Source organism: Chryseobacterium contaminans, assembly GCF_001684955.1.
Classification (GTDB): Bacteria; Bacteroidota; Bacteroidia; order Flavobacteriales; family Weeksellaceae; genus Chryseobacterium; species Chryseobacterium contaminans.
The window spans coordinates 1-19,631 of record NZ_MAYF01000331.1 but is presented as its reverse complement, the minus strand read 5'-3'; the positions used below and the strand labels follow the sequence as shown (position 1 = coordinate 19,631).

19 protein-coding genes and 1 riboswitch are annotated in these 19,631 nt (G+C 36.6%); of the genes, 12 read left to right on the top strand and 7 right to left on the bottom strand.

Annotated elements, in window-relative coordinates; genetic code table 11:
• Nucleotides 1–140: 140 nt before the first annotated feature.
• Together BBH99_RS18260 and BBH99_RS18255 are read left to right on the top strand one after the other, a co-directional pair.
• Nucleotides 141–968, top strand: coding sequence for an RsiV family protein (locus BBH99_RS18260; RefSeq protein WP_066699116.1), 828 nt, complete (start codon nt 141–143; stop codon nt 966–968).
• A gap of 44 nt (nt 969–1,012) precedes the next feature.
• On the top strand, nt 1,013–1,864 hold the full coding sequence (locus tag BBH99_RS18255; RefSeq protein WP_066699113.1) for a diacylglycerol/lipid kinase family protein: 852 nt from the start codon (nt 1,013–1,015) through the stop codon (nt 1,862–1,864).
• 90 nt (nt 1,865–1,954) lie between these two features.
• Here BBH99_RS18255 and BBH99_RS18250 read toward each other — a convergent pair whose 3' ends face one another.
• Together BBH99_RS18250 and ggt are read right to left on the bottom strand one after the other, a co-directional pair.
• The gene (locus tag BBH99_RS18250; protein ID WP_066699110.1) at nt 1,955–3,253 is read right to left on the bottom strand and encodes a dicarboxylate/amino acid:cation symporter; all 1,299 of its coding nucleotides are present in this window, start codon (nt 3,251–3,253) and stop codon (nt 1,955–1,957) included.
• A 164-nt stretch (nt 3,254–3,417) separates the two neighbouring features.
• The gene (gene ggt, locus BBH99_RS18245) at nt 3,418–5,106 is read right to left on the bottom strand and encodes a gamma-glutamyltransferase (protein ID WP_066699106.1); all 1,689 of its coding nucleotides are present in this window, start codon (nt 5,104–5,106) and stop codon (nt 3,418–3,420) included.
• Between the two features lie 297 nt (nt 5,107–5,403).
• Here ggt and BBH99_RS18240 point away from each other — a divergent pair, with 297 nt between their 5' ends.
• Both BBH99_RS18240 and BBH99_RS18235 read left to right on the top strand, forming a co-directional pair.
• A complete protein-coding gene (locus tag BBH99_RS18240) occupies nt 5,404–6,369 on the top strand; it encodes an NAD-dependent epimerase/dehydratase family protein (RefSeq protein WP_066699099.1) in 966 nt (321 codons plus the stop codon).
• Nucleotides 6,370–6,453: 84 nt separating this feature from the next.
• Nucleotides 6,454–7,206, top strand: a complete 753-nt coding sequence (locus tag BBH99_RS18235) for a polysaccharide deacetylase family protein (RefSeq protein ID WP_066699097.1) — start codon at nt 6,454–6,456, stop codon at nt 7,204–7,206.
• 75 nt (nt 7,207–7,281) lie between these two features.
• Here the strand turns inward: BBH99_RS18235 and BBH99_RS18230 are convergent, their stop codons facing one another.
• Together BBH99_RS18230 and BBH99_RS18225 are read right to left on the bottom strand one after the other, a co-directional pair.
• Nucleotides 7,282–8,487 (bottom strand): metallophosphoesterase, encoded by a 1,206-nt coding sequence (locus BBH99_RS18230; protein ID WP_066699094.1) that lies wholly within the window; start codon nt 8,485–8,487, stop codon nt 7,282–7,284.
• A 68-nt stretch (nt 8,488–8,555) separates the two neighbouring features.
• Nucleotides 8,556–9,623, bottom strand: coding sequence for a 3-oxoacyl-ACP synthase III family protein (locus BBH99_RS18225; protein ID WP_066699091.1), 1,068 nt, complete (start codon nt 9,621–9,623; stop codon nt 8,556–8,558).
• A 101-nt stretch (nt 9,624–9,724) separates the two neighbouring features.
• Between BBH99_RS18225 and BBH99_RS18220 the strand changes: the two genes are divergently transcribed.
• The 8 genes from BBH99_RS18220 to BBH99_RS21955 all read left to right on the top strand — a co-directional run bounded on the left by BBH99_RS18220 (nt 9,725) and on the right by BBH99_RS21955 (nt 16,013).
• Nucleotides 9,725–10,294 (top strand): hypothetical protein, encoded by a 570-nt coding sequence (locus tag BBH99_RS18220; protein ID WP_066699085.1) that lies wholly within the window; start codon nt 9,725–9,727, stop codon nt 10,292–10,294.
• Nucleotides 10,295–10,297: 3 nt separating this feature from the next.
• The gene (gene ubiE / locus BBH99_RS18215) at nt 10,298–11,029 is read left to right on the top strand and encodes a bifunctional demethylmenaquinone methyltransferase/2-methoxy-6-polyprenyl-1,4-benzoquinol methylase UbiE (RefSeq protein WP_066699084.1); all 732 of its coding nucleotides are present in this window, start codon (nt 10,298–10,300) and stop codon (nt 11,027–11,029) included.
• Between the two features lie 3 nt (nt 11,030–11,032).
• Nucleotides 11,033–11,818: a type IX secretion/gliding motility protein PorT/SprT gene (porT, locus tag BBH99_RS18210; protein ID WP_066699080.1), complete on the top strand. Its 786-nt coding sequence runs from the start codon at nt 11,033–11,035 to the stop codon at nt 11,816–11,818.
• A gap of 138 nt (nt 11,819–11,956) precedes the next feature.
• Nucleotides 11,957–12,259, top strand: coding sequence for a hypothetical protein (locus BBH99_RS18205; RefSeq protein WP_066699077.1), 303 nt, complete (start codon nt 11,957–11,959; stop codon nt 12,257–12,259).
• Nucleotides 12,259–12,546, top strand: a complete 288-nt coding sequence (locus BBH99_RS18200; RefSeq protein ID WP_066699074.1) for a cell division protein ZapA — start codon at nt 12,259–12,261, stop codon at nt 12,544–12,546. Before BBH99_RS18205 ends, BBH99_RS18200 begins: the two co-directional genes overlap by 1 nt.
• A gap of 232 nt (nt 12,547–12,778) precedes the next feature.
• The gene (gene rny / locus BBH99_RS18195; protein ID WP_066699071.1) at nt 12,779–14,344 is read left to right on the top strand and encodes a ribonuclease Y; all 1,566 of its coding nucleotides are present in this window, start codon (nt 12,779–12,781) and stop codon (nt 14,342–14,344) included.
• Between the two features lie 73 nt (nt 14,345–14,417).
• A complete protein-coding gene (locus tag BBH99_RS18190) occupies nt 14,418–15,659 on the top strand; it encodes an MFS transporter (RefSeq protein WP_066699067.1) in 1,242 nt (413 codons plus the stop codon).
• Between the two features lie 171 nt (nt 15,660–15,830).
• Complete coding sequence (locus tag BBH99_RS21955) at nt 15,831–16,013, top strand: hypothetical protein (protein WP_073300227.1); 183 nt, start codon at nt 15,831–15,833, stop codon at nt 16,011–16,013.
• Between the two features lie 79 nt (nt 16,014–16,092).
• Here the strand turns inward: BBH99_RS21955 and BBH99_RS18185 are convergent, their stop codons facing one another.
• The 3 genes from BBH99_RS18185 to BBH99_RS18175 all read right to left on the bottom strand — a co-directional run bounded on the left by BBH99_RS18185 (nt 16,093) and on the right by BBH99_RS18175 (nt 19,424).
• Complete coding sequence (locus BBH99_RS18185; RefSeq protein ID WP_066699064.1) at nt 16,093–17,028, bottom strand: YeiH family protein; 936 nt, start codon at nt 17,026–17,028, stop codon at nt 16,093–16,095.
• Nucleotides 17,029–17,164: 136 nt separating this feature from the next.
• On the bottom strand, nt 17,165–18,040 hold the full coding sequence (locus BBH99_RS18180; protein WP_066699062.1) for a LysR substrate-binding domain-containing protein: 876 nt from the start codon (nt 18,038–18,040) through the stop codon (nt 17,165–17,167).
• A 76-nt stretch (nt 18,041–18,116) separates the two neighbouring features.
• A complete protein-coding gene (locus tag BBH99_RS18175) occupies nt 18,117–19,424 on the bottom strand; it encodes a voltage-gated chloride channel family protein (RefSeq protein ID WP_185111101.1) in 1,308 nt (435 codons plus the stop codon).
• Nucleotides 19,425–19,455: 31 nt separating this feature from the next.
• A riboswitch (Fluoride riboswitch) is annotated at nt 19,456–19,523 on the bottom strand.
• Between the last annotated feature and the right edge of the window lie 108 nt (nt 19,524–19,631).

Here is a 19,631-nt window from a genome sequence, read left to right as displayed (position 1 = left end):
TAAACAAGAAAATCAGGTTGTCAGTTTAGTAAAGAAATAATTATGGGTTGTTTGTAACCTTAATTTTAACTTTTTTGAATAAATTTTTAAAACCATTCATCTTTTGAATGGTTTTTGTATTGAATACCAAAAATTAAATTATGAAAAATACGATAGCCATTCTTGCACTTTCTTCATTCTTTGTTTTTACTGCCTGTAAGAAAAATGAAACAGTGGCAACATCAACGGAGAAAACAGAAAATAAAAAATCCGAAGAATTTGTAGTAGATTCAGTAATAGTAAAAGATTCTACAAAAATTACTGATTCTTTAAAAGTTGCTTATACTTCTAAATTATTGGTATTTCCTACGATAAAAGATAAAAAACTGTTAGACAGTATCTATTTTCAGAATGATAAGATAAAAGATTTTTCCAAGACTGGCCTGCAGGCTTATTTGGAGAATGAAAAAAATAATTACTTTAATTCTGTAAAAAAAGACAGTAAGGATTGGGCTTCAGATATAACCTATGCCCAGGATTGGTACTCAAGTTCCCATATGAATCTTATATCTAATAGTAATGGCTATATGCATATTCAGTACACAGGAAGTGGTTATGAAGGTGGTGCGCATGACAACTATGGCTTTTCGGAAAGAATTTTTGATCTTAAAAACAATAAGAAACTAGAGTTAAAAGATATTACTTCCACTCCAAAAAGTAAACTTGAGGCGATGCTGATGAAAAATATAGACAATATCAACAGCGGTACGATGGATGGAGACGGAAGTGTGAAAAACTCTGAAATGCTGCTGGTAGAAAAGATTCCGGCTTCAAATAACTTCTATTTTGATGATAAAAATCTGTATTTCCACTACAGTCCGTATGAAATTGCGGCATTTGCGGCTGGTGATATCACGATTCCTATTTCATGGGAAGAACTGAAAGGCACATTAAATGCAGAATTTAAAGAAAGAATGAAAATTAAATAACTTAATGCTTCCGGGTTCAGGAAGCATTTTCTATTTTTGCGGTAATGGAAAAAGTAGCTTTTATCATCAATCCTTTTTCGGCCAAAAAGAATTATCAGCCGTTTCTGAATGAACTTAAAAATAAGGTCGGTAATCCTTTGTATTATGTTTCCGAATCTATTCCCGGAACAGATGAATTTATCAAAACACATTTTGATGAAGTAGATATTTTTGTGGCTATTGGAGGGGATGGGACGATTTCCACCGTAGCCAAAAACCTAATTTCCACGGATAAGATTCTCGCAATCTTCCCCGCAGGTTCAGGAAACGGATTCTCCAATGAAACCCGTTTCAATAAAAATCTGGACGAACTTTTAGAGAAAATAAAGGCTAAACAATCCAGAAAAATAGATACTTTTACGGTCAATGACAGGCTTTCCATCAACGTTTCAGGAACAGGATTTGACGGTAAAGTGGTAAAAGAGTTTGAAAAAACAAACCGTGGTTTCAAAAATTACATTAAAGTCTCATTAAAAACTTTCTTCAACTATAAACCCATCAAGGTTACCTTTTTTGATGAAGAATATAAACAGTACAACGGCAGATACCTGATGCTGAATATTGCTAATACGCGTCAGTTCGGGAATAATGCCTATATCGCACCCAAAGCCAGTAAAAGTGATGGATTGGTTGATATGGTGTTGGTTAAAAAATTTCCTCTTACCTATTCTGCATTGTTTGCTTTCAGAATGTTTACCAAAAGGCTGAAGGATGATGAGTATGTAACATATCTTCCTGTTTCAGAAATCTCATTTAAAGTAAATACCAAAAACTGGCATCTTGATGGTGAGTTCAATAAGATAGAATCACCGGTTCATGTGAAAGTACAGCCTGCTAGTTTGAATATTTTAATTTAAAGTTATAGGATGTAAATTAAATACTTTATCCTTCATTATTTAACTTATGGAGCAAAATTGACTATTGGCATTGCTGCAGTCTCTGGCCTCTTATCTTTTTATCTGAAAATCATTTTCCAGTTCTTTTTCAATTTCATAAGGATTATCCAGACAATATTGCAGCTGCTTTTTATCCAGTTGTTTCTCCCAATTAGCAACGACTACAGTTGCTACGGAATTCCCGATAACATTTGTTAATGCACGGCATTCGCTCATAAATTTGTCAATCCCAAGAATTAAAGTCATTCCCGCAATCGGAATTTCCGGAACCACAGCTAAAGTTGCTGCCAATGTTACAAAACCGGCACCAGTAACACCCGCTGCACCTTTTGAACTTAACATAGCAACCAAAAGAAGTATCAATTGTTTTTCAATAGAAAGATGAATGTTAAGAGCCTGGGCTATAAATAGAGAGGCAAGTGTCATATAGATATTGGTTCCGTCAAGATTGAAAGAATAGCCTGTAGGAACTACAAGGCCTACAATTGTTCTGGAGCAGCCCGCTTTTTCCATTTTCTCCATGATTCCCGGAAGAGCAGACTCAGAAGAACTTGTTCCCAAGACTAAAAGAAGTTCTTCTTTAAGATAAAATAACAGCTTAAAAATATTGAATCCATTATACCATGCCACAGCACCTAAAACCAAAACGACAAACAAGAAAGAGGTGATATAAAATGTAGCTACCAGAAATATGAGATTCAAAACAGAATGAAGTCCGTATTTTCCTATGGTAAAGGCCATCGCACCAAAAGCACCAACGGGTGCAAGTTTCATCAGGATATGAACAATTTTGAATATCGGAGCAGAGAGGTCCTGGAGAAAATCAGTTACTTTCTGACTTTTTTCCTTGGTTAAAACCAATGCAACGCCCGTTAAAATGGCAACAAGAAGCACCTGAAGGATATTTTCGCCTACCAAAGGACTAAAAAGGGTTTCAGGAATAATATTCATAATGAATCCTGTAAGGGTAGATTCATGAGCTTTTTCCTGGTATTCAGATACATTTCCTGAAAGGGTGGTGGGATTGATATTCAAACCATGTCCAGGCTGTAAGAGATTTCCAACTACAAGGCCAATGATAAGAGCCAAAGTAGAAAAGGTGAAGAAATAGATCATAGCTTTTATGGCTATTCTTCCCACTTTCTTAAGGTCAGTCATATGGGCAATTCCCAGAGTAAGGGTAATAAAGATGACGGGAGCAATGATCATTTTTACCAATTTGATGAACCCATCTCCCAAAGGTTTCATTTTTTCTCCCAGTTCAGGATAAAAGTTTCCGAGAATAATGCCGGCAGTTATAGCTATGATAACCTGGAAATAAAGCTGATTGTATATTTTTTTTGCTTTCAATGAACAGTCGTTTTGTTTTTTTAAGGGCGAAAATTAAGAAATTTCGTCTGAAAAACTGATAAAAGTCATAGAAATTAATCTGTTGGTTTCTTATTTAAGGGTATAAAAAACTTCGGCTTCATTCTTTGAATGAAGCCGAAGCTATATTATTGATAAAGTAAATCTTATTCCACTGCTACAGAGTCGTCTCCACGTCCATCTGCAACAGCATGGATATTTCCATTTTCATCAAGGACAATCACTTCTGTTTTACCAATCTGTTTTACCTTTTCAAAGGTGTAATTTTTCTTTTTTAACTCAGCAATAGTGCTTTCCGGGAAATTATTTTCCACTTTTATGGTTTCAGGAAGCCATTGATGGTGAAATTTCGGAGCATTAACAGCAATATTGGCATTTTGTTTAAAATCAACTACGTTTACAATAGATTGATAAACGGAAGTCGGGATTGTAGTTCCCCCCGGAGTTCCCACTACCATATAAGGTTTTCCGTTTTTAAGCAGAATAGTAGGAGTCATGGAGGAAAGCATTCTTTTATTCGGCTGAATAGAGTTTGCTTCTCCGCCTACCGCTCCAAACATGTTTGGAACGCCTGGTTTAATAGAGAAATCATCCATTTCATTGTTTAAAAAGAAACCAGCTCCGGAAACCAGAACCTTGCTTCCGTAATATCCGTTCAGAGTAGTGGTTACAGAGGCCGCATTTCCATCCTTATCAAGTACGGAAATATGAGTGGTTTGAGTGGATTCTTTAGGTTGTTCTATGATTTTTCCAACTTCCGAACTTGGAGTAGCCTTATCAAAGCTGAAGCTCTTCCATCTGCCTTTTAAATATTCGTCGGAAATCAGATACGATGTTTTATCCTGAATAAAATCCGGATCACCCATATATTCTGCTCTGTCTGCAAAAGCCCTTCTTTCTGCTTCTGTCATAATCTGGACAGCCTGTGATGAGTTTTGCTGGTATTTTTCAAGGTTTTCAAAGCTGGCCATTCTCAGCATCTGAGCCAGAAGCAGTCCGCCGCTGGAAGGCAAAGGCATTGAAACTACATTGTTTCCTTTATATTCAAATTCCAGGGCCTTTCTTTCTGCAACCTTATAGTTTTTAAGGTCTTCAAGGGTAATGATTCCGTTTCCTCTTTTCATTTCAGCAATCAGGAGATCTGCTGTTTTACCTTCATAGAAACCTTTTGCTCCTAATTTTTGAATCAGTTTTAAAGTTTCTGCCAGGTCTTTCTGTACCAAAAGGTCTCCAGCTTTCCATGGGATATCTTTTACAAAGACGATGGACGATGTATTGTGTTTCTTAAAATGTTCTCTATTATTGTTAAGCATCTCAGCTTCCTGTTCAGTAATGGCAAATCCCTGTTCTGCCAGATCAATAGCAGGCTGAATGATTTTCTCCATTGAAAGTTTACAGTATTTAAGGGTAGCAAAGAAACCTGCAACACTTCCTGGAATACCTACTGCCAGACGTCCGTTTTGAGATAGGTCTGTGTTGGCTTTTCCGTTTTTATCAAGGTACATGTCTCTGGAAGCCTTTTTAGGAGCTGTTTCCCTGTAGTCTAATGTGAATTTTTCACCATTATTTTTTACACCCACCAGAAATCCGCCACCACCAATATTTCCTGCCTGTGGATACACTACTGCTAATGCATATTGGGTAGCTGTAATGGCATCATAGGCATTTCCGCCCATTCTCAGGATTTTTGCTCCTGCTTCACTGGCCAGTGGATGTGCAGATACCACAACACCTTTATTCTTAACCTTTACCTCTTTTACTATATTGATATCTGTAAACTGGGCCCAGCTAAGCTGGCTGGCTAATATAACCGAAGCAATTAAGATCTTCTTCATAATGATTGTTTTTCTTATAACAAAAATATGGAAATTAGATCAATAAGTTGAGTTTGAAGAGAGGAAAGTAGACAGGGTAGGCAGGAAACTGGAAGAGGGAAGCTGGGAGTTTCTAATGGTCTTATAACTTATATAAAACTTTAGTAACTCCCTTCTTTCAGCTTAAGACTTCCTATTTTTATCAGAATTCAGATTAAATAATTTTCATGGCAATTGGGGAAAATATTTAAATACACCTTTATTATTATGGTTGACATGTTTTTTTTACTTTTGTACAATTCTAAAAAAATCTGAAAAATGGAATCCTATACGGAAAGAATACTGATTACAGGTGCCTTGGGACAAATTGGTACCGAACTTACAAACAGACTTGTTGAAATTCACGGAGCGGAAAATGTTGTTGCTTCCGGTCTTGACAGATGGCAAGAGGGAATTACCTCTGCAGGGCACTATGAGAGAATGGATGTTACCAATACTCAATTAGTGAGACAGGTCATTAAAGATTATGACATCACTACAGTGTATCACCTTGCATCGCTTTTATCCGGAACTTCGGAAAAGCAGCCGATTTTTGCATGGAAATTGAATCTTGAACCTCTTCTTCATTTTTGCGAAATGGCGAAAGAAGGGCTTCTTAAAAAGATCTTCTGGCCAAGTTCTATCGCGGTGTTTGGAAAAGGAATTCCAAAGCATGATGTGGGACAGGATGTAGTGCTGAATCCAACAACCGTTTATGGAATCTCTAAGATGGCAGGGGAGAAGTGGTGTGAATACTATTTCGATAAACATGGAGTGGATGTAAGAAGTATCAGATATCCTGGATTGATTTCATGGAAGACTCCAGCAGGTGGCGGAACAACTGATTATGCTGTTGAAATTTTCTACAAAGCTATTGAAGATGGAAAGTATACAAGCTTCATTTCCGAGAATACAGGAATGCCGATGTTGTATATGGATGATGCCATCAATGCCACACTGAAATTAATGGATGCTCCGAAGGAAAGTTTAACTGTACGTTCATCTTATAATTTAGGAGGAATGTCATTTACTCCAAAAGAATTGGCAGAAGAAATCAAGAAAGAGATCCCGGATTTCAGCATTGATTATAACCCGGATTTCAGACAAGCTATTGCTGATTCCTGGCCAGCTTCTATTGACGATTCTGTAGCTAAAAAAGATTGGGGACTGACTTATGATTTCGGAATTTCTGAAATGACGAAAGACATGATTAAGAATCTTAAAGTAAAATTAGCTAAGAATTAATAATGTAAAGTAATACTTTAATTAAGTATTGTTTTAACATCTGATTTTTAATTTATTATAACTTTTATCTAAAATTTAATTTAAATGGTATTGTTGACTTTTAACATTGCAAATATTGAAGCTGAAGCCAAAAAAGGTTCTCAGATCACCCGTGATGAAAGGTTGAAAATTACTGAAGAGAATACAAAAGCGATTCTTAGAATTTTAGATATTCATGATACAAAAGCAAGTTTTTTTATAGAGGTTTCTATTACTGAAAAACTGCAGAATCTTATAAAAGCAATTTCATCCAAAGGGCATGAAATTGCTTTTTATAATCGGGACTCAAATCTGGAAGAAATTGAAAATGCCAAGAAAAATATTCAGGATCTTTTGGAGAAACAGATCAGGGGAATTCGTCAGAAGGATATAAAAATTCCGCAGGAAAATCTGAAGCTTCTGGAGTTTAATTATGTTTCCAATATAGATAATGCCAATATCCTTTTTCCATTCAAGCGTTTGAAAAGAGATACGGAAATTACAGAAGAGGATGGGCTGAGTATTGTTCCGGAAAGCATCTCTCCTTACAGTCAGTTGCCTTATAATGATTTTGTATTTCAGATACTGCCGATGAAGTATTACCAGAATATGGTGCTGGAAACATTACAGAATGAAGAATTTGTTCTGATCTATCTTAATGCATGGCAGTTTACCGATTTTAAAAAATATCGTTTTGATATTCCTTTTTACCGAAACTTATTTTCGGGCAAAAAAATGGAGGACAAATTAGATGCCCTCCTTACTTTTCTTAACGAGAAAGATATGGCCACTTCCCGTATGAAAGATTATATTTTTTAGGTTGCAGATATTAGGCTACACGGATGTTATTTGTTACAATATTCAATTTCCTAACTTCTAACCTTAACCTTTAAATTAGCTTAGTTCAAAAAGTGTAATTTCCGGTAATACTCCAACTCTTCCTGGATATCCCAATACTCCAAACCCTCTGTTTACATACAGTAATTTTCCTTCGCTTTCATAAAGGTCAGCCCATTTTGGGTATTTGTATTGTACTGGTGACCATTTTACATTTTTAAGATCTAATCCGAACTGCATTCCGTGAGTGTGTCCTGAAAGAGTTAAATGAATGTTTCCTGGGTGTTTTTTTACCACATGATCAAAGTGGGTAGGGTCATGGCTCATTAAGATCTTTGTTGCGGATTCTGGGACACCTTTTAAAGCGTCATCTATTTTTCCGAATTGAGGAAATGGTTTTAATCCCCAGTTTTCAACCCCAAGAATGTATAGTTTCTCTCCTTTTTTTTCAATGATCCTGTGTTCGTTTCTTAATAGGTCAAATCCTGCCTGTTTTTCATAATCAATCAGGGTATTGAGGTTCTTTTTCTTCGCTTCAGCAGAATCCCAGGTTACGTAATCAGCGTAATCATGGTTTCCCAGTACTGAAAGCTTGCCATCTTTGGCTTTGATTTGTGAAAACAAAGGGATAAATGGTTTGAATTCATCTGCTACATTGTTAACCATGTCTCCGGTGAATAAAACAAGGTCAGGTTTTTGCTCGTTGATCAGATCAACAGCATGTTGCAGTTTGCTGGGATCAGAGAAACTTCCACTGTGAACATCGGAGATCTGGATGATTTTGTATCCTTTAAAACTTTTTGGAAGATCAGGGAGTTTAACTTTTACTCTTCTTACTTTGTGGCGGTATTTTCCGAATGTAATTCCGTCAATGAACAGGGCAGAAAGCACTCCGCTCATACCTAATCCTACAAGGCTCAGGAATTTTCTTCTTTCCGGAAAGAAATTTTCAGACGGTTTTGCAAAGCCTATTAAATAGCCTCCGGTTCTTACGATATCGTCAATCAATAAGAATAAAACGATGAAAACTTTAGGCAGGATGAATATTAGAAATACTGAAATCATAATCTGAGCTCTCAGCATGCTTCTGTCTGTTCTTTGGTAGTGGGTAACTTCATAAGCGAAAATGGCATATACAATTAAAGATATAATCCAATATCCCATTCTTATCCAGAAGTTGTCTGTAAGGGTTCTGATGGCCTGGTAGATGTAAATTTCCAAAAAAAGGAAGATTCCGGCGGTGATTAATAGATTCTTTGGCATATTCTGATTCAAAAAAAGCACAAAAGAAGATTTCCTTTGTGCTTTATATATTTTAATTAAAATTATTCTTAAGGAAATCTGTAAACGATAGCATTGATGTTCATTCCGGCACCTACCGAAGTCATTACAATGTTACCATTCTCTTTAAACGATTGACCCTCCATTTTTCCTTTAATTATTAAATCATACATAGTAGGAATGGTTGCAACAGACGTGTTCCCAAGGTTTTGGATTGTCATAGGAGAGATAGCATGATCGTATTCTTTCACATCATACAATCTGTGAAGTCTTTCAATCATAGCGTAATCCATTTTAGCATTAGCCTGGTGGATAAGGATTTTATCGATGTCTTCAATAGAAAGTCCCGCATCAGTAATCGTATCTTTGATTGCTACAGGAACGTTTTTAAGAGCATATTCATAGATTTTTCTTCCTAACATTCTTACGTAAAGACGTTTTTGATCCACTTCTTTGTTGATGGAAGGTTGGTTCTCAAGATAATTTAACTCAGGTCCATTGTCGCAGATCGTATTATGGGCAATAATCCCTACATTTTCTTCGTCAGTTGATTTCACTACCACAGCTCCGGCACCATCGGCAAAGATCATTCTGTTTCTGTCATGCGGATCAGTTACACGGCTTAAAGTTTCAGCTCCGATAACAAGAATAGTTTTAGCAACTTTAGCTTTAATCAGATTGTCTGCTAAAATCATACCTTCTACCCATCCCGGGCAACCGAAGATCATGTCATAGGTAACACATTTCCTGTTTTTAATTCCCAGTTTATTTTTAACCCTTGCTGCCATTGTGGGCATAAAGTCCGCATATCCGTTCTCCGTAACTTCCCCGAAATTGCTTGCGTAAATAATATAATCCAGTTCTTCGCCGTCTACTTTTGCGTCTTCAAGGGCAATTTTTGCGGCTTCATAACCGATCTGTGAATTGGAAAGATCATCCTCAATAAACCTCCTGTTTTCGATTTCTGTAATTTCTACAAACTTCGCAATGGTCTCTTCCACAGGCTTTTCAATCTTTACTCCGTCTTCAGTATAGAACTCGGAATTCATGAAGTAATCTCTACCAATAACTCTGTTCGGAATATAACATCCAGAGCCAATAATGATCGTATTCGGCATTCGTTTATATGATTTTTTTAAAGATGCAAAGTTAATAATTAATATTAATAACGGAGAATTAAAAATATTATTAAATTTGCAAAAATTGTACTTTACAATCTATGAAAAACAACCCATCCTTAAAAGGCTTACTTATTGCAGGTGTGGCGTTTATCGTTGCCTTTGGGATCTACTTCCTTTTTTTAGCCAAGAAGAATTATTATGTTGTAGATAATCCTACCCCTAACACGTATTACTTTAAAATCAATAACGGTTCTGAAGGAATTATATCGGCGGGGCAGTATGTGCATGTGGATTTGAATAAAGGAAAAAACTCTATTCAGGTTTTCGATCAGAATAAAAAAATGCTTTATGATTCGGCATTTGAAGTAAACAAGCTTCGTGGTCTGCTTAATATTGCGCATCAGGATTACTACGTGAATGACCAGTATTACGGGTATAACCTTAAAAAAGATTCGTTATTGACGGCTCTTGATAAAACCGTTATTGACGGAAAGGATTACTACGGAGGAGCAAAGCGCTTCAATAAGCTTTACACAGAAGATTTTTACTACAATGTAGATGAAGACTATGACAAAGTGATCAAGAATATCCAGAAAGTGGAATCAAGATCAAAAATCTTCAGAAAGCAGGATTACCTAAATTATTATAAAGAATATTACAAGTTTTAAGTTTTGACAAAAGATATCACTAAAGTTACTCCCTACAATTCTGAGGCTACTAAGAAGAGCCAGGTAGAGGATATGTTCGACAATATTGCGCCGAAGTATGACCTTTTGAACCATGTTTTATCCATGAAAATTGATGTTTTATGGAGAAATAAATTGGTAAAATGGATGAAAAATGATAACCCGCAGGAAGTGCTGGATGTGGCTACAGGAACGGGAGATCTCGCAATTACGATTGAAAAAGGAACCGGTTCAAAAGTAGTTGGTTTAGATTTATCACAACAAATGCTCAATGTTGGCGTTATTAAAATAAAAAAACTTAAATTAGACGGCAAAATTTCCATGCAAAAAGGAGATGCAGAAAATTTACCCTTCGAGGACAATAGATTTGATGCTGTTTCCGTTGCATTTGGAGTAAGGAATTTTGAGAACCTTACCAAAGGTTTGGCAGAGTTAAGAAGAGTAGTTAAAGATAACAAGAGTGTTTATATACTGGAGTTTTCAAAGGTTGAGGGTTTTATGGGACCATTGTATATGTTTTATTTCAAAAATATATTACCTGCAATAGGTAGGCTGGTTTCCAAAGATAATAGGGCGTATACATACCTTCCGGATTCTGTAAATGCTTTTCCTTTCGGGGAGAAGATGAAGCAAATTCTTTTAGATACGGGATTTAAGAAAGTTGAATATAAAAAACTAAGTTTAGGTATAGCCACAATTTATAAAGCAACAAAGTAACCTATGAATAAATTTCTATTAAAAGCACTGGTTTTGACCTCAGTAAATGTTGCCGTTTTTGCAAACGCGCAATTTAGAACCCGAAACAGAATGGATAAGTTGGAAGATTTCGACGAGCAGAAATTCAGTTGGGGTTTTTATTTGAACGGGAATAAACTGGACTACCGAATCGTACTCCATCCAACCTATGGGATGAAAGATAATCAGAATCTTGTAACCAGCACTAAAGAAAGTTATAGCTTCGGTGCAGGGCTTATTGCCAAATGGAGACTGAATGATTATCTGGATGTAAGAGTAGAGCCGGGGTTGCAGTTTGCACAAAGACAGCTGACTTTTAATACTCAATCCAATGATGCGTACGCAGGCGGATCTGTAACAAATCCTCCTTTTACGCCAATCCCTTTACAGGAAAAAGATAAAGTAAGGGATATTAAATCTACATTGGTTGACATTCCGGTACTTTTAGAGCTTCACGGAAGAAGATGGTATAACTCAAGACCATATGTTGCAGCTGGAGTAAACTATGTAGTAAACCTACAGTCTAATTCAAGTTCTACGGATGACAATATGCAGCAGATCTTCAGGACTACTACCCACAATTTTGCGTGGTCTGCAGAAATGGGAATCCAGTTTTATTTCAACAAATTTAAACTGACTCCTGCTATCAGAGGTACATTCTTCATGAATAATGAGAAAGTGGCAGATAATGCTACTACGCCACCTTATTGGGCTTCTGCAATCTCTACATTACAGACAAGAGCTGTAATGTTTGTACTGAAATTTGAATAAGAAATTATCATATTAAAATACCCAGGAGATGCTTTTGCATCTCCTTTTTTGTAGGGAGATCAAAATATAGGACTATTTATTTTTGTTAGTGTTAATATTTTTTTATTTTTGCTACTAGTTAGAATATACAAACCTGAAATGCTTCAAGATTTAGAAAACAATTTTTCAGAATTAGAGAGAAAAATTTTGGCTCTGCAAAAGAATTACAGAAATCTTACTGAAAAGTTATCAGAATTGACTAGTGAGCATGAAGAGCTGAAGGTGAAATATGATGAGGAAAGAAGAAGAAATCAGGTATTAGCAGAAGAGCAAAAAAATATAAAACTTTATTCAGCAATATCAGGAAATCCTGAACACAATAGGTTAATGAAAAACCACATCAACAGATTAGTGAAAGAAATTGATTTCTGTATTGCTCAGCTTCAAAACAGTGGATTATAATGGAGGTAAGGAGAATAACCATCAACATTGCAGGAAGAGTGTATCCGCTGAACGTACCGGCAGCAGAAGAAGAAACATTGCGCAAGGTAGGGAAGCAGATAGAGAATATGATTAAAGATTTTGAACAGAACTTCGATGTAAGAGATAAACAGGATGCTTTAGCCATGTGTGCCCTTAAACTGGGAACCAATGCAGAAGTTGTTTCTCTTAACTACGAGAAAAATATTAATTCAACCAACGAAAGATTACAACAGATTAATCAATCGTTGAATGAAATCGGGAAATAGATTTTTTTTCCTGAACAAGCTGCCTACAATAATTCTAACACATTAAAGGTAAACTCAACGCTAAACAATTACCGAACAAATGTCCATCGAATGGCGTGCCGGTCTTCCGGATTACAGACAGTGGAAATCAGTTCAAATCGTGTTGATTAGGAGTTTACTCTCAATCTCTGGATTATTGTAGGCTATTTTATTTTATAAAGGATATGAATACAATTAAAACTCAATATACATTATGATAGAAGTTATAGTCGGTGTTGTATGTTTAGTAATCGGGGCTGCCGTGGGAATGTTTTTTTCCAGAAGTTCTTTGAATACTAAGGCAAAATTTATTATAGATGATGCAAAGAAAAACGCCGAAAACCTTATAGAAAAAGCTAACGTACAGGCTGAATCCATAAAGAAAGAAAAGAACCTTCAAGCCAAAGAAAAATTCCTTGAATTGAAATCACAGCATGATGCTGACATCCAGTCCCGCGAAAAGAAAATGCAGGAAGTTGAAAAAAGAACGAAAGACAAGGAGCATAAGCTTAATGATGAACTTAGCAAGATTGGAAAGCTTGAAAAAGATTTAGACAAACAGATTGCTGATTATTCTAAGAAAAATGAAATTCTAGAGAAGAAGCAGCACGAATTGGATACGGCTACAGCTAAAAAAGTTGAAATTCTTGAAAAAATATCAAACTACACCGCTGAAGAAGCTAAAGCAGAATTGGTAGAAACCATGAAAGCAGAAGCTAAAACCAGAGCTCAGGCGCACGTTCAGAGCATCATGGAAGAAGCTCAGATGAATGCGAAGAACGAAGCAAGAAAGATTGTTATCCAAACCATTCAGAGAATAGGAACAGAACAGGCTATCGAAAACTCCGTATCAGTATTCAACATTGAATCTGATGAGGTAAAAGGTAGAATCATTGGTAGAGAAGGTAGAAATATCCGTGCTTTAGAAGCGGTAACAGGAGTTGAGATCATCGTTGACGATACTCCGGAAGCTATTCTTCTTTCATGCTTTGATCCGGTAAGAAGAGAGATCGCTAGACTATCACTTCACAGATTGGTTACCGATGGTAGAATTCACCCGGCAAGAATCGAAGAAGTTGTAGAGAAAACAAGAAAACAAATCGAAGAGGAGATTATTGAAGTAGGAAAAAGAACGATCATTGATTTAGGAATCCACGGATTACACCCTGAATTAATCAAGATCGTTGGTAGAATGAAGTACCGTTCTTCTTACGGACAAAACCTATTACAGCACTCAAGAGAAGTAGCTAACATTGCTGCAACAATGGCTGCTGAATTAGGATTAAATGTTAAACTGGCTAAGAGAGCAGGTCTTTTACACGATATCGGTAAAGTTCCTGAGCAGGAATCAGAATTACCACACGCTTTGTTAGGAATGCAGTGGGCTGAGAAATATGGTGAAAATCCAGAAGTAGTAAACGCTATTGGTGCTCACCACGACGAAATTGAAATGAAGTCTCTGTTATCTCCAATCATTCAGGTTGCCGATGCCATCTCAGGAGCGAGACCGGGAGCAAGAAGACAGGTATTGGAATCTTATATCCAGAGACTGAAGGATCTTGAATCTGCAGCATTAAGCTTCGACGGAGTATCCAGCGCTTATGCAATCCAGGCAGGTAGAGAATTGAGAGTAATGGTAGAGAGTGGAAAAGTAAATGATGAAGTAGCCTCTCAGCTATCTTACGATATCTCCGAAAAGATTCAGAACGAACTTACTTATCCTGGACAGGTAAAAGTAACTGTAATCAGAGAAACAAGAGCGGTAAATATTGCAAGATAATAATCGCAACAAGATATTTTATAAAAACCTTTCAAGAGATTGAAAGGTTTTTTATTTTTATCAAAACTTAACAATGCAAGAACTATCACTGTCTTCAAAACTGAAGTACATTTTCTCTATTCCTGTTATTATTTCAGCCCTGGGCTATTTCGTAGACATCTATGACCTTCTTCTGTTTGGAATTGTAAGGATTCCCAGTTTAAAGGCATTGGGGCTTAATCCGGATGCCGACGGAACCTTTATTCTGAACTGTCAGATGGTAGGGCTTCTTCTTGGCGGTGTATTCTGGGGAATTTTCGGAGATAAAAAAGGAAGACTTTCCGTACTCTTCGGTTCTATTCTGGTATACTCTCTGGCGAATATTGTCTGTGGATTTTTACCCTATTTCCCCAAAGAGCATTTAGTGTATCAATATGCTGCTTTAAGGTTTATTGCAGGGGTTGGGTTGGCCGGAGAGCTTGGAGCGGGAATTACACTGGTTTCTGAGAGCCTGCCGAAGAATTTAAGAGCCATCGGTACCTCGGTAGTAGCCGGTTTTGGATTAATGGGAGCTGTTGTAGCTCAGTTAACCGTAGAATTAGCAGGAGGGTGGAATATTTCCTATATCATTGGCGGAATAATGGGAATCCTTTTATTACTGCTGAGAATAAGTGTTTCAGAATCCGGAATCTATAAAAATATTGAACATAAAAACGTTTCCAAAGGGAATTTTCTTTCTTTTTTCACCAACAAAGACAGGTTGATCCGTTACCTGAAATGTATTGCAGTGGGATTACCTACCTGGTATTGTATAGGGATTCTTGCGGTTTTAGCCAACCAATTTGCTCCTGAATTTGGAATTAAGGATATCAGTCCCGGAAAAGCCATTATGTGGGCTTATGTAGGGATTTCTGTAGGAGATCTGATGAGTGGCTTTATTTCCCATGCTTTGAAATCACGTAAAATGGCGATTTTCTATATGCTGCTCTTCACCTTGGTTGGGGTAGGAATCATGTTGTTCGGAAATACCAATACGGAGACAAAATATTACTTATTCTGCATATGGCTGGGCTTTGGTACAGGATATTGGGCGATGTTTGTGACCCTGGCAGCAGAGCAGTTCGGTACCAATATCAGGAATACAGCAACCACTACTGTTCCGAATATGGTAAGAGGGTTAGTCCCTGTGATGATCCTTGCTTTTGATTCCCTTAAAGGTAACTTTTCAGTGATAGAAAGTGCCGCTATTGTAGGAGTAGTCGTATTTGGATTGGCGTTTTATTCTTCATTAACGATTTCAGAAACGCATAATAAAGACCTTGAATTTACAGAGTAATTTTAAACTGTTTAAAAAATGAAAATAGTTTTGTCTTATTTTGTGGTATCATAATCGTATTTAAATCAATAAATTATTGAAATTTAAAGATAATTTTGTTGCAGGTAATTAATATTTGTTTAACTTTGGAAAGTAACTAAAACTATATTGTTTAATCCAAAAACAAATCACATGAACATTATTAAAAATGCTAAAAAGCTAAAAAAACAAGATCTTAAAAGTATTACAGGGGGAATAAGCGGTAAGCCGGATTTATCTCTTTGCGGATGCAGTTGCTCAGGAGCTGTTACAGGTCCGGATTATTGCTCCATATACATGGGCTGCCCACAGGTTTATAACTGTGGACAAGTATAAGACGTTATTGAATTATGAAATAAACATTTCCACATTTAATAGGCAGCACCCTACTGGTTTCAGAAGGGTGCTGCTGCTTTTAGTGAATAATATAGAGTAAGCTCCCGATGCTGATGGTTACCCAAAGTAGTACAGCGGTAAGCAGAGGCTTAAAACCTATCGTTTTTAAAGTCTGGATAGAAAGGGTAGATCCAATAAAGAATAACGTCAGATTAAGCCCTGATTTGGCAAAAGAGGTAATCGCTGGGCTAAATTGATCCATGAAAGGAAAGTAAGTGTTCAGCAGAATGGCCAGAATGAAGTAACCAATAAACCACGGGATTTTAATTTTTGAATCTTTACTTTTAAAAATGAACATCGTAATCAGGGAAACCGGAATAATCCATAAAGCACGGGCTAATTTAACCGTAGTTGCTATTTTTAAAGCTTCATTGCCATATTTACTTGCAGCACCAACAACTGAGCTTGTGTCATGAATGCCAACCGCACACCATAATCCAAACTGCTCCTGGGAAAGGTTTAAAAGATGACCGATAGCCGGATAAATAAACAAAGCAATAGAGTTTAAAGTGAAAACAATAGCCAGTGCTAAAGAAATCTGCTTTGTACTGGGTTTGATAATGGGTGAAACTGCGGCAATGGCACTGCCTCCACAAATAGCTGTGCCGGCAGAAAGAAGATATGATAATGGTCTTTCGAGTTTAAAGATTTTCCCTAGAAAATATCCCAGAACCATTACACTAATAATACTTACAACCGTTAACATCAATCCTGTTTTTCCGGCATGAAGCGCTTCATCCAGTTTTAATCCGAAGCCTAACCCAACAATTGAGATCTGCAATAGCAGATGAATATATTGATGTAAATATTTTTCAAATGGATTTCCCATAAAAACTGCCAAAGCAAAACCTAACGTCAGGGCAATGGGAGAAGAAATAAATGGGGTAAGGCATACAACTGCCAGTCCAATAAAAATTGCCTTTCGTGTTCTTTCATTTTGAATGAAATCTTTCATATTGTGAACTTTTAAAATCAGGTTCAAAATTCGACAATATGTTATTATGAAATAAATTGTATTTTGTTATATTGGATAACTATAAGTTATACCTTTGCTTATTGCTTATTGCTTATTGCTTATTGCTTATTGCATGTTACTCTGCAAATCTTAAAAACAACTCTATCAGTTCAGACTGTTCCCCTTTTGGAAGAATAAAATGAAAATCTCTTTCAATACTGAAATTTTTAATATCAATGACGGTGAGGACATTATTTTTCAGTTCATTCAAAATGGTGCTGATAGAAAGAAAGGCCATACAATCCGAATGGAGAAGGTAATTTTTGATGCTTTCACTGCTTCCCAGCTGGATAACGGTATTAAGCTCATTAATATTGACATCCTTTTCTTTTAACCGGTTTTGAATAAATTCAAGAGTTCCTGAGCCTTGTTCACGGAAAATAAGATTAAGCTGATATAGGTCTTTAACGTTGATGGTTCTATGAGCCAACGGGTGATCTGTCTTAGCAGTCAAGACAATTTCATCCGCTTTAAATGTCCTGTAATCAAAATAAGAAGACTGAGATTCCCCTTCAATAATACCCAGGTCAATCTTTTCTTCTTTTAAAAGTGCAGAAATAGCTTCTGTATTTCCTGTAAGCAGTTCTATCTTAATGTCTTTATAATAAGCATTGAACTTTGCAAGGATTTCCGGAAGGATATATTGAGCAACAGTGGTGCTGGCTCCAATAATAAGTTTTCCTTTATGCTGCTGATTAATCTGGCTGATTTCAAATTCCAGGTCACGGTAGATGTTTCTGATCTTTTCAGCATATTCAAACAGGATTTTACCGCTTTGTGTAAGCTGTATGGAAGTTCCTTTTCTGTCAAATAACTTAGTGCTCAGCTGCACTTCAATTTCTTTGATGTGTTTGGTAACTGCGGGCTGCGAAATGTGAAGCTCCTCAGAAGCCTTGGTAAAACTTAACCTGGAAGCTACCGTATGGAAAACCTTTAACCTGTAATCGAACATATTGCAAAAATATGAATTTATAGTTGTATTTCTGGTGAATGTGTGCTGAGGATTGTTGTAATACGAGTAAGAAGGATTAAAGAAAGTCCGAAACAGATCTTTCCTGCTGGTTTTCATACCTCTTGTTTTTAGCCTCTCCAATCTTTTGTTTACTGTAAATACTGCTGTGTCCTGAAAGAAGATAGGAAACAACACAGGCAATAGCAACATAAACACCACATTCGGCTCCGAATAATTCAATTCCCATCAGAATACAGGCCAATGGTGTATTGGTAGCTCCGGCAAATACAGCAACAAATCCCATTCCTGCCAATAACCCAAAAGGTAATGGAATAAACAGTGATAATGCACTTCCCAGTGTAGCTCCGATAAAAAACAGCGGAGTAACCTCACCCCCTTTGAATCCTGCTGAAAGAGTAATAATGGTAAAAGCCATTTTTAAAGCAAAATCATACAAAGGAAGCTGCTTTTCAAAAGATTCTACAATAACCGGAACGCCAAGGCCAATATATCGTGTTGTACCCATGAGCAGAACAGCCAGGGCAATAATCGTTCCTCCAATAACAGGGCGAAGTGGCGGGTATTTAATCTTTGATTTAAAGACAGAACCAGCCCAATAAATGATTTTACTGAAAGCCGCTGCACAGATTCCAAAAAGAATTCCGGCTAAAATGCTGTACAGGATTGGTAAAAACTCCAGTTTGGGAATAAAATCAATATGATAATGAGTATGTTTTACATTCCAGAGATTAGTAGCCCAATCGGCAAGTATTGCTGATGCAAAAGCCGGGAATATGGCATTGTAGCGTATTCTTCCAATCAGGAAGACTTCAAGTCCGAACACTGCTCCAGCTAATGGTGTTCCGAAAACAGATCCAAATCCTGCGGCAATAGCAGAAATAATTAATATTCTCCTTTCATTTTTGTCGAGCTTAAAAGGCTGAGTAAGCTGATCTGAAATAGCAGCGGCCATCTGAAGTGCTGTTCCTTCACGACCTGCCGAACCTCCAAAAAAATGGGTGACAATGGTCCCTAAATATACAAAAGGAGCCATTTTGAACGGAATAATCCCTTTCGGATCATGAATATTGTCAATCAAAAGGTTATTTCCCGCTTCAATATCCTTTCCCCAGTAATAATATAGCAATCCAATTAAAAAACCGGCAACCGGCAGTAAGGCAATCAGCCATAGATGACTTTCCCTGAAATTTGTGGCCCATTCCAGCGATTGTAAAAATCCTGCAGAAGCGCTTCCTACTAAAGCTCCAATAATAATACTGATGATCAGCCATTTAAAAATATAGGGAATTGCCGGAAACTTTCTGAAGAAAAATTGAGTATGAAAAACTGTTTTCTGACTAAGTGTTCGTTGATTTTTTGACATAATAATCCTGATTAGTTATTGGTTAATAATCTCTCAATCAGGCGTCATCAGCTTTTGTAAAGCGGTTGGGGAAGGAAGAACACCATTTCCTTTTTGGGTATTGCAAATATAAGAATTAAGGATAAAAGATAAAAGATAAAATATAAAAGATAAAAGATAAAAGATAAAAGATAAAAGATAAAAGATAAAAGATAAAAGATAAAAGAT

Coding starts and splice junctions, on each gene's coding strand:
- BBH99_RS18260 (WP_066699116.1), top strand. CDS start 141: ATGAAAAATACGATAGCCATTCTTGCACTTTCTTCATTCTTTGTTTTT.
- BBH99_RS18255 (WP_066699113.1), top strand. CDS start 1,013: ATGGAAAAAGTAGCTTTTATCATCAATCCTTTTTCGGCCAAAAAGAAT.
- ggt (WP_066699106.1), bottom strand. CDS start 5,106: ATGAAGAAGATCTTAATTGCTTCGGTTATATTAGCCAGCCAGCTTAGC.
- BBH99_RS18240 (WP_066699099.1), top strand. CDS start 5,404: ATGGAATCCTATACGGAAAGAATACTGATTACAGGTGCCTTGGGACAA.
- BBH99_RS18235 (WP_066699097.1), top strand. CDS start 6,454: ATGGTATTGTTGACTTTTAACATTGCAAATATTGAAGCTGAAGCCAAA.
- BBH99_RS18230 (WP_066699094.1), bottom strand. CDS start 8,487: ATGCCAAAGAATCTATTAATCACCGCCGGAATCTTCCTTTTTTTGGAA.
- BBH99_RS18225 (WP_066699091.1), bottom strand. CDS start 9,623: ATGCCGAATACGATCATTATTGGCTCTGGATGTTATATTCCGAACAGA.
- BBH99_RS18220 (WP_066699085.1), top strand. CDS start 9,725: ATGAAAAACAACCCATCCTTAAAAGGCTTACTTATTGCAGGTGTGGCG.
- porT (WP_066699080.1), top strand. CDS start 11,033: ATGAATAAATTTCTATTAAAAGCACTGGTTTTGACCTCAGTAAATGTT.
- BBH99_RS18205 (WP_066699077.1), top strand. CDS start 11,957: ATGCTTCAAGATTTAGAAAACAATTTTTCAGAATTAGAGAGAAAAATT.
- BBH99_RS18200 (WP_066699074.1), top strand. CDS start 12,259: ATGGAGGTAAGGAGAATAACCATCAACATTGCAGGAAGAGTGTATCCG.
- rny (WP_066699071.1), top strand. CDS start 12,779: ATGATAGAAGTTATAGTCGGTGTTGTATGTTTAGTAATCGGGGCTGCC.
- BBH99_RS18190 (WP_066699067.1), top strand. CDS start 14,418: ATGCAAGAACTATCACTGTCTTCAAAACTGAAGTACATTTTCTCTATT.
- BBH99_RS21955 (WP_073300227.1), top strand. CDS start 15,831: ATGAACATTATTAAAAATGCTAAAAAGCTAAAAAAACAAGATCTTAAA.
- BBH99_RS18185 (WP_066699064.1), bottom strand. CDS start 17,028: ATGAAAGATTTCATTCAAAATGAAAGAACACGAAAGGCAATTTTTATT.
- BBH99_RS18180 (WP_066699062.1), bottom strand. CDS start 18,040: ATGTTCGATTACAGGTTAAAGGTTTTCCATACGGTAGCTTCCAGGTTA.
- BBH99_RS18175 (WP_185111101.1), bottom strand. CDS start 19,424: ATGTCAAAAAATCAACGAACACTTAGTCAGAAAACAGTTTTTCATACT.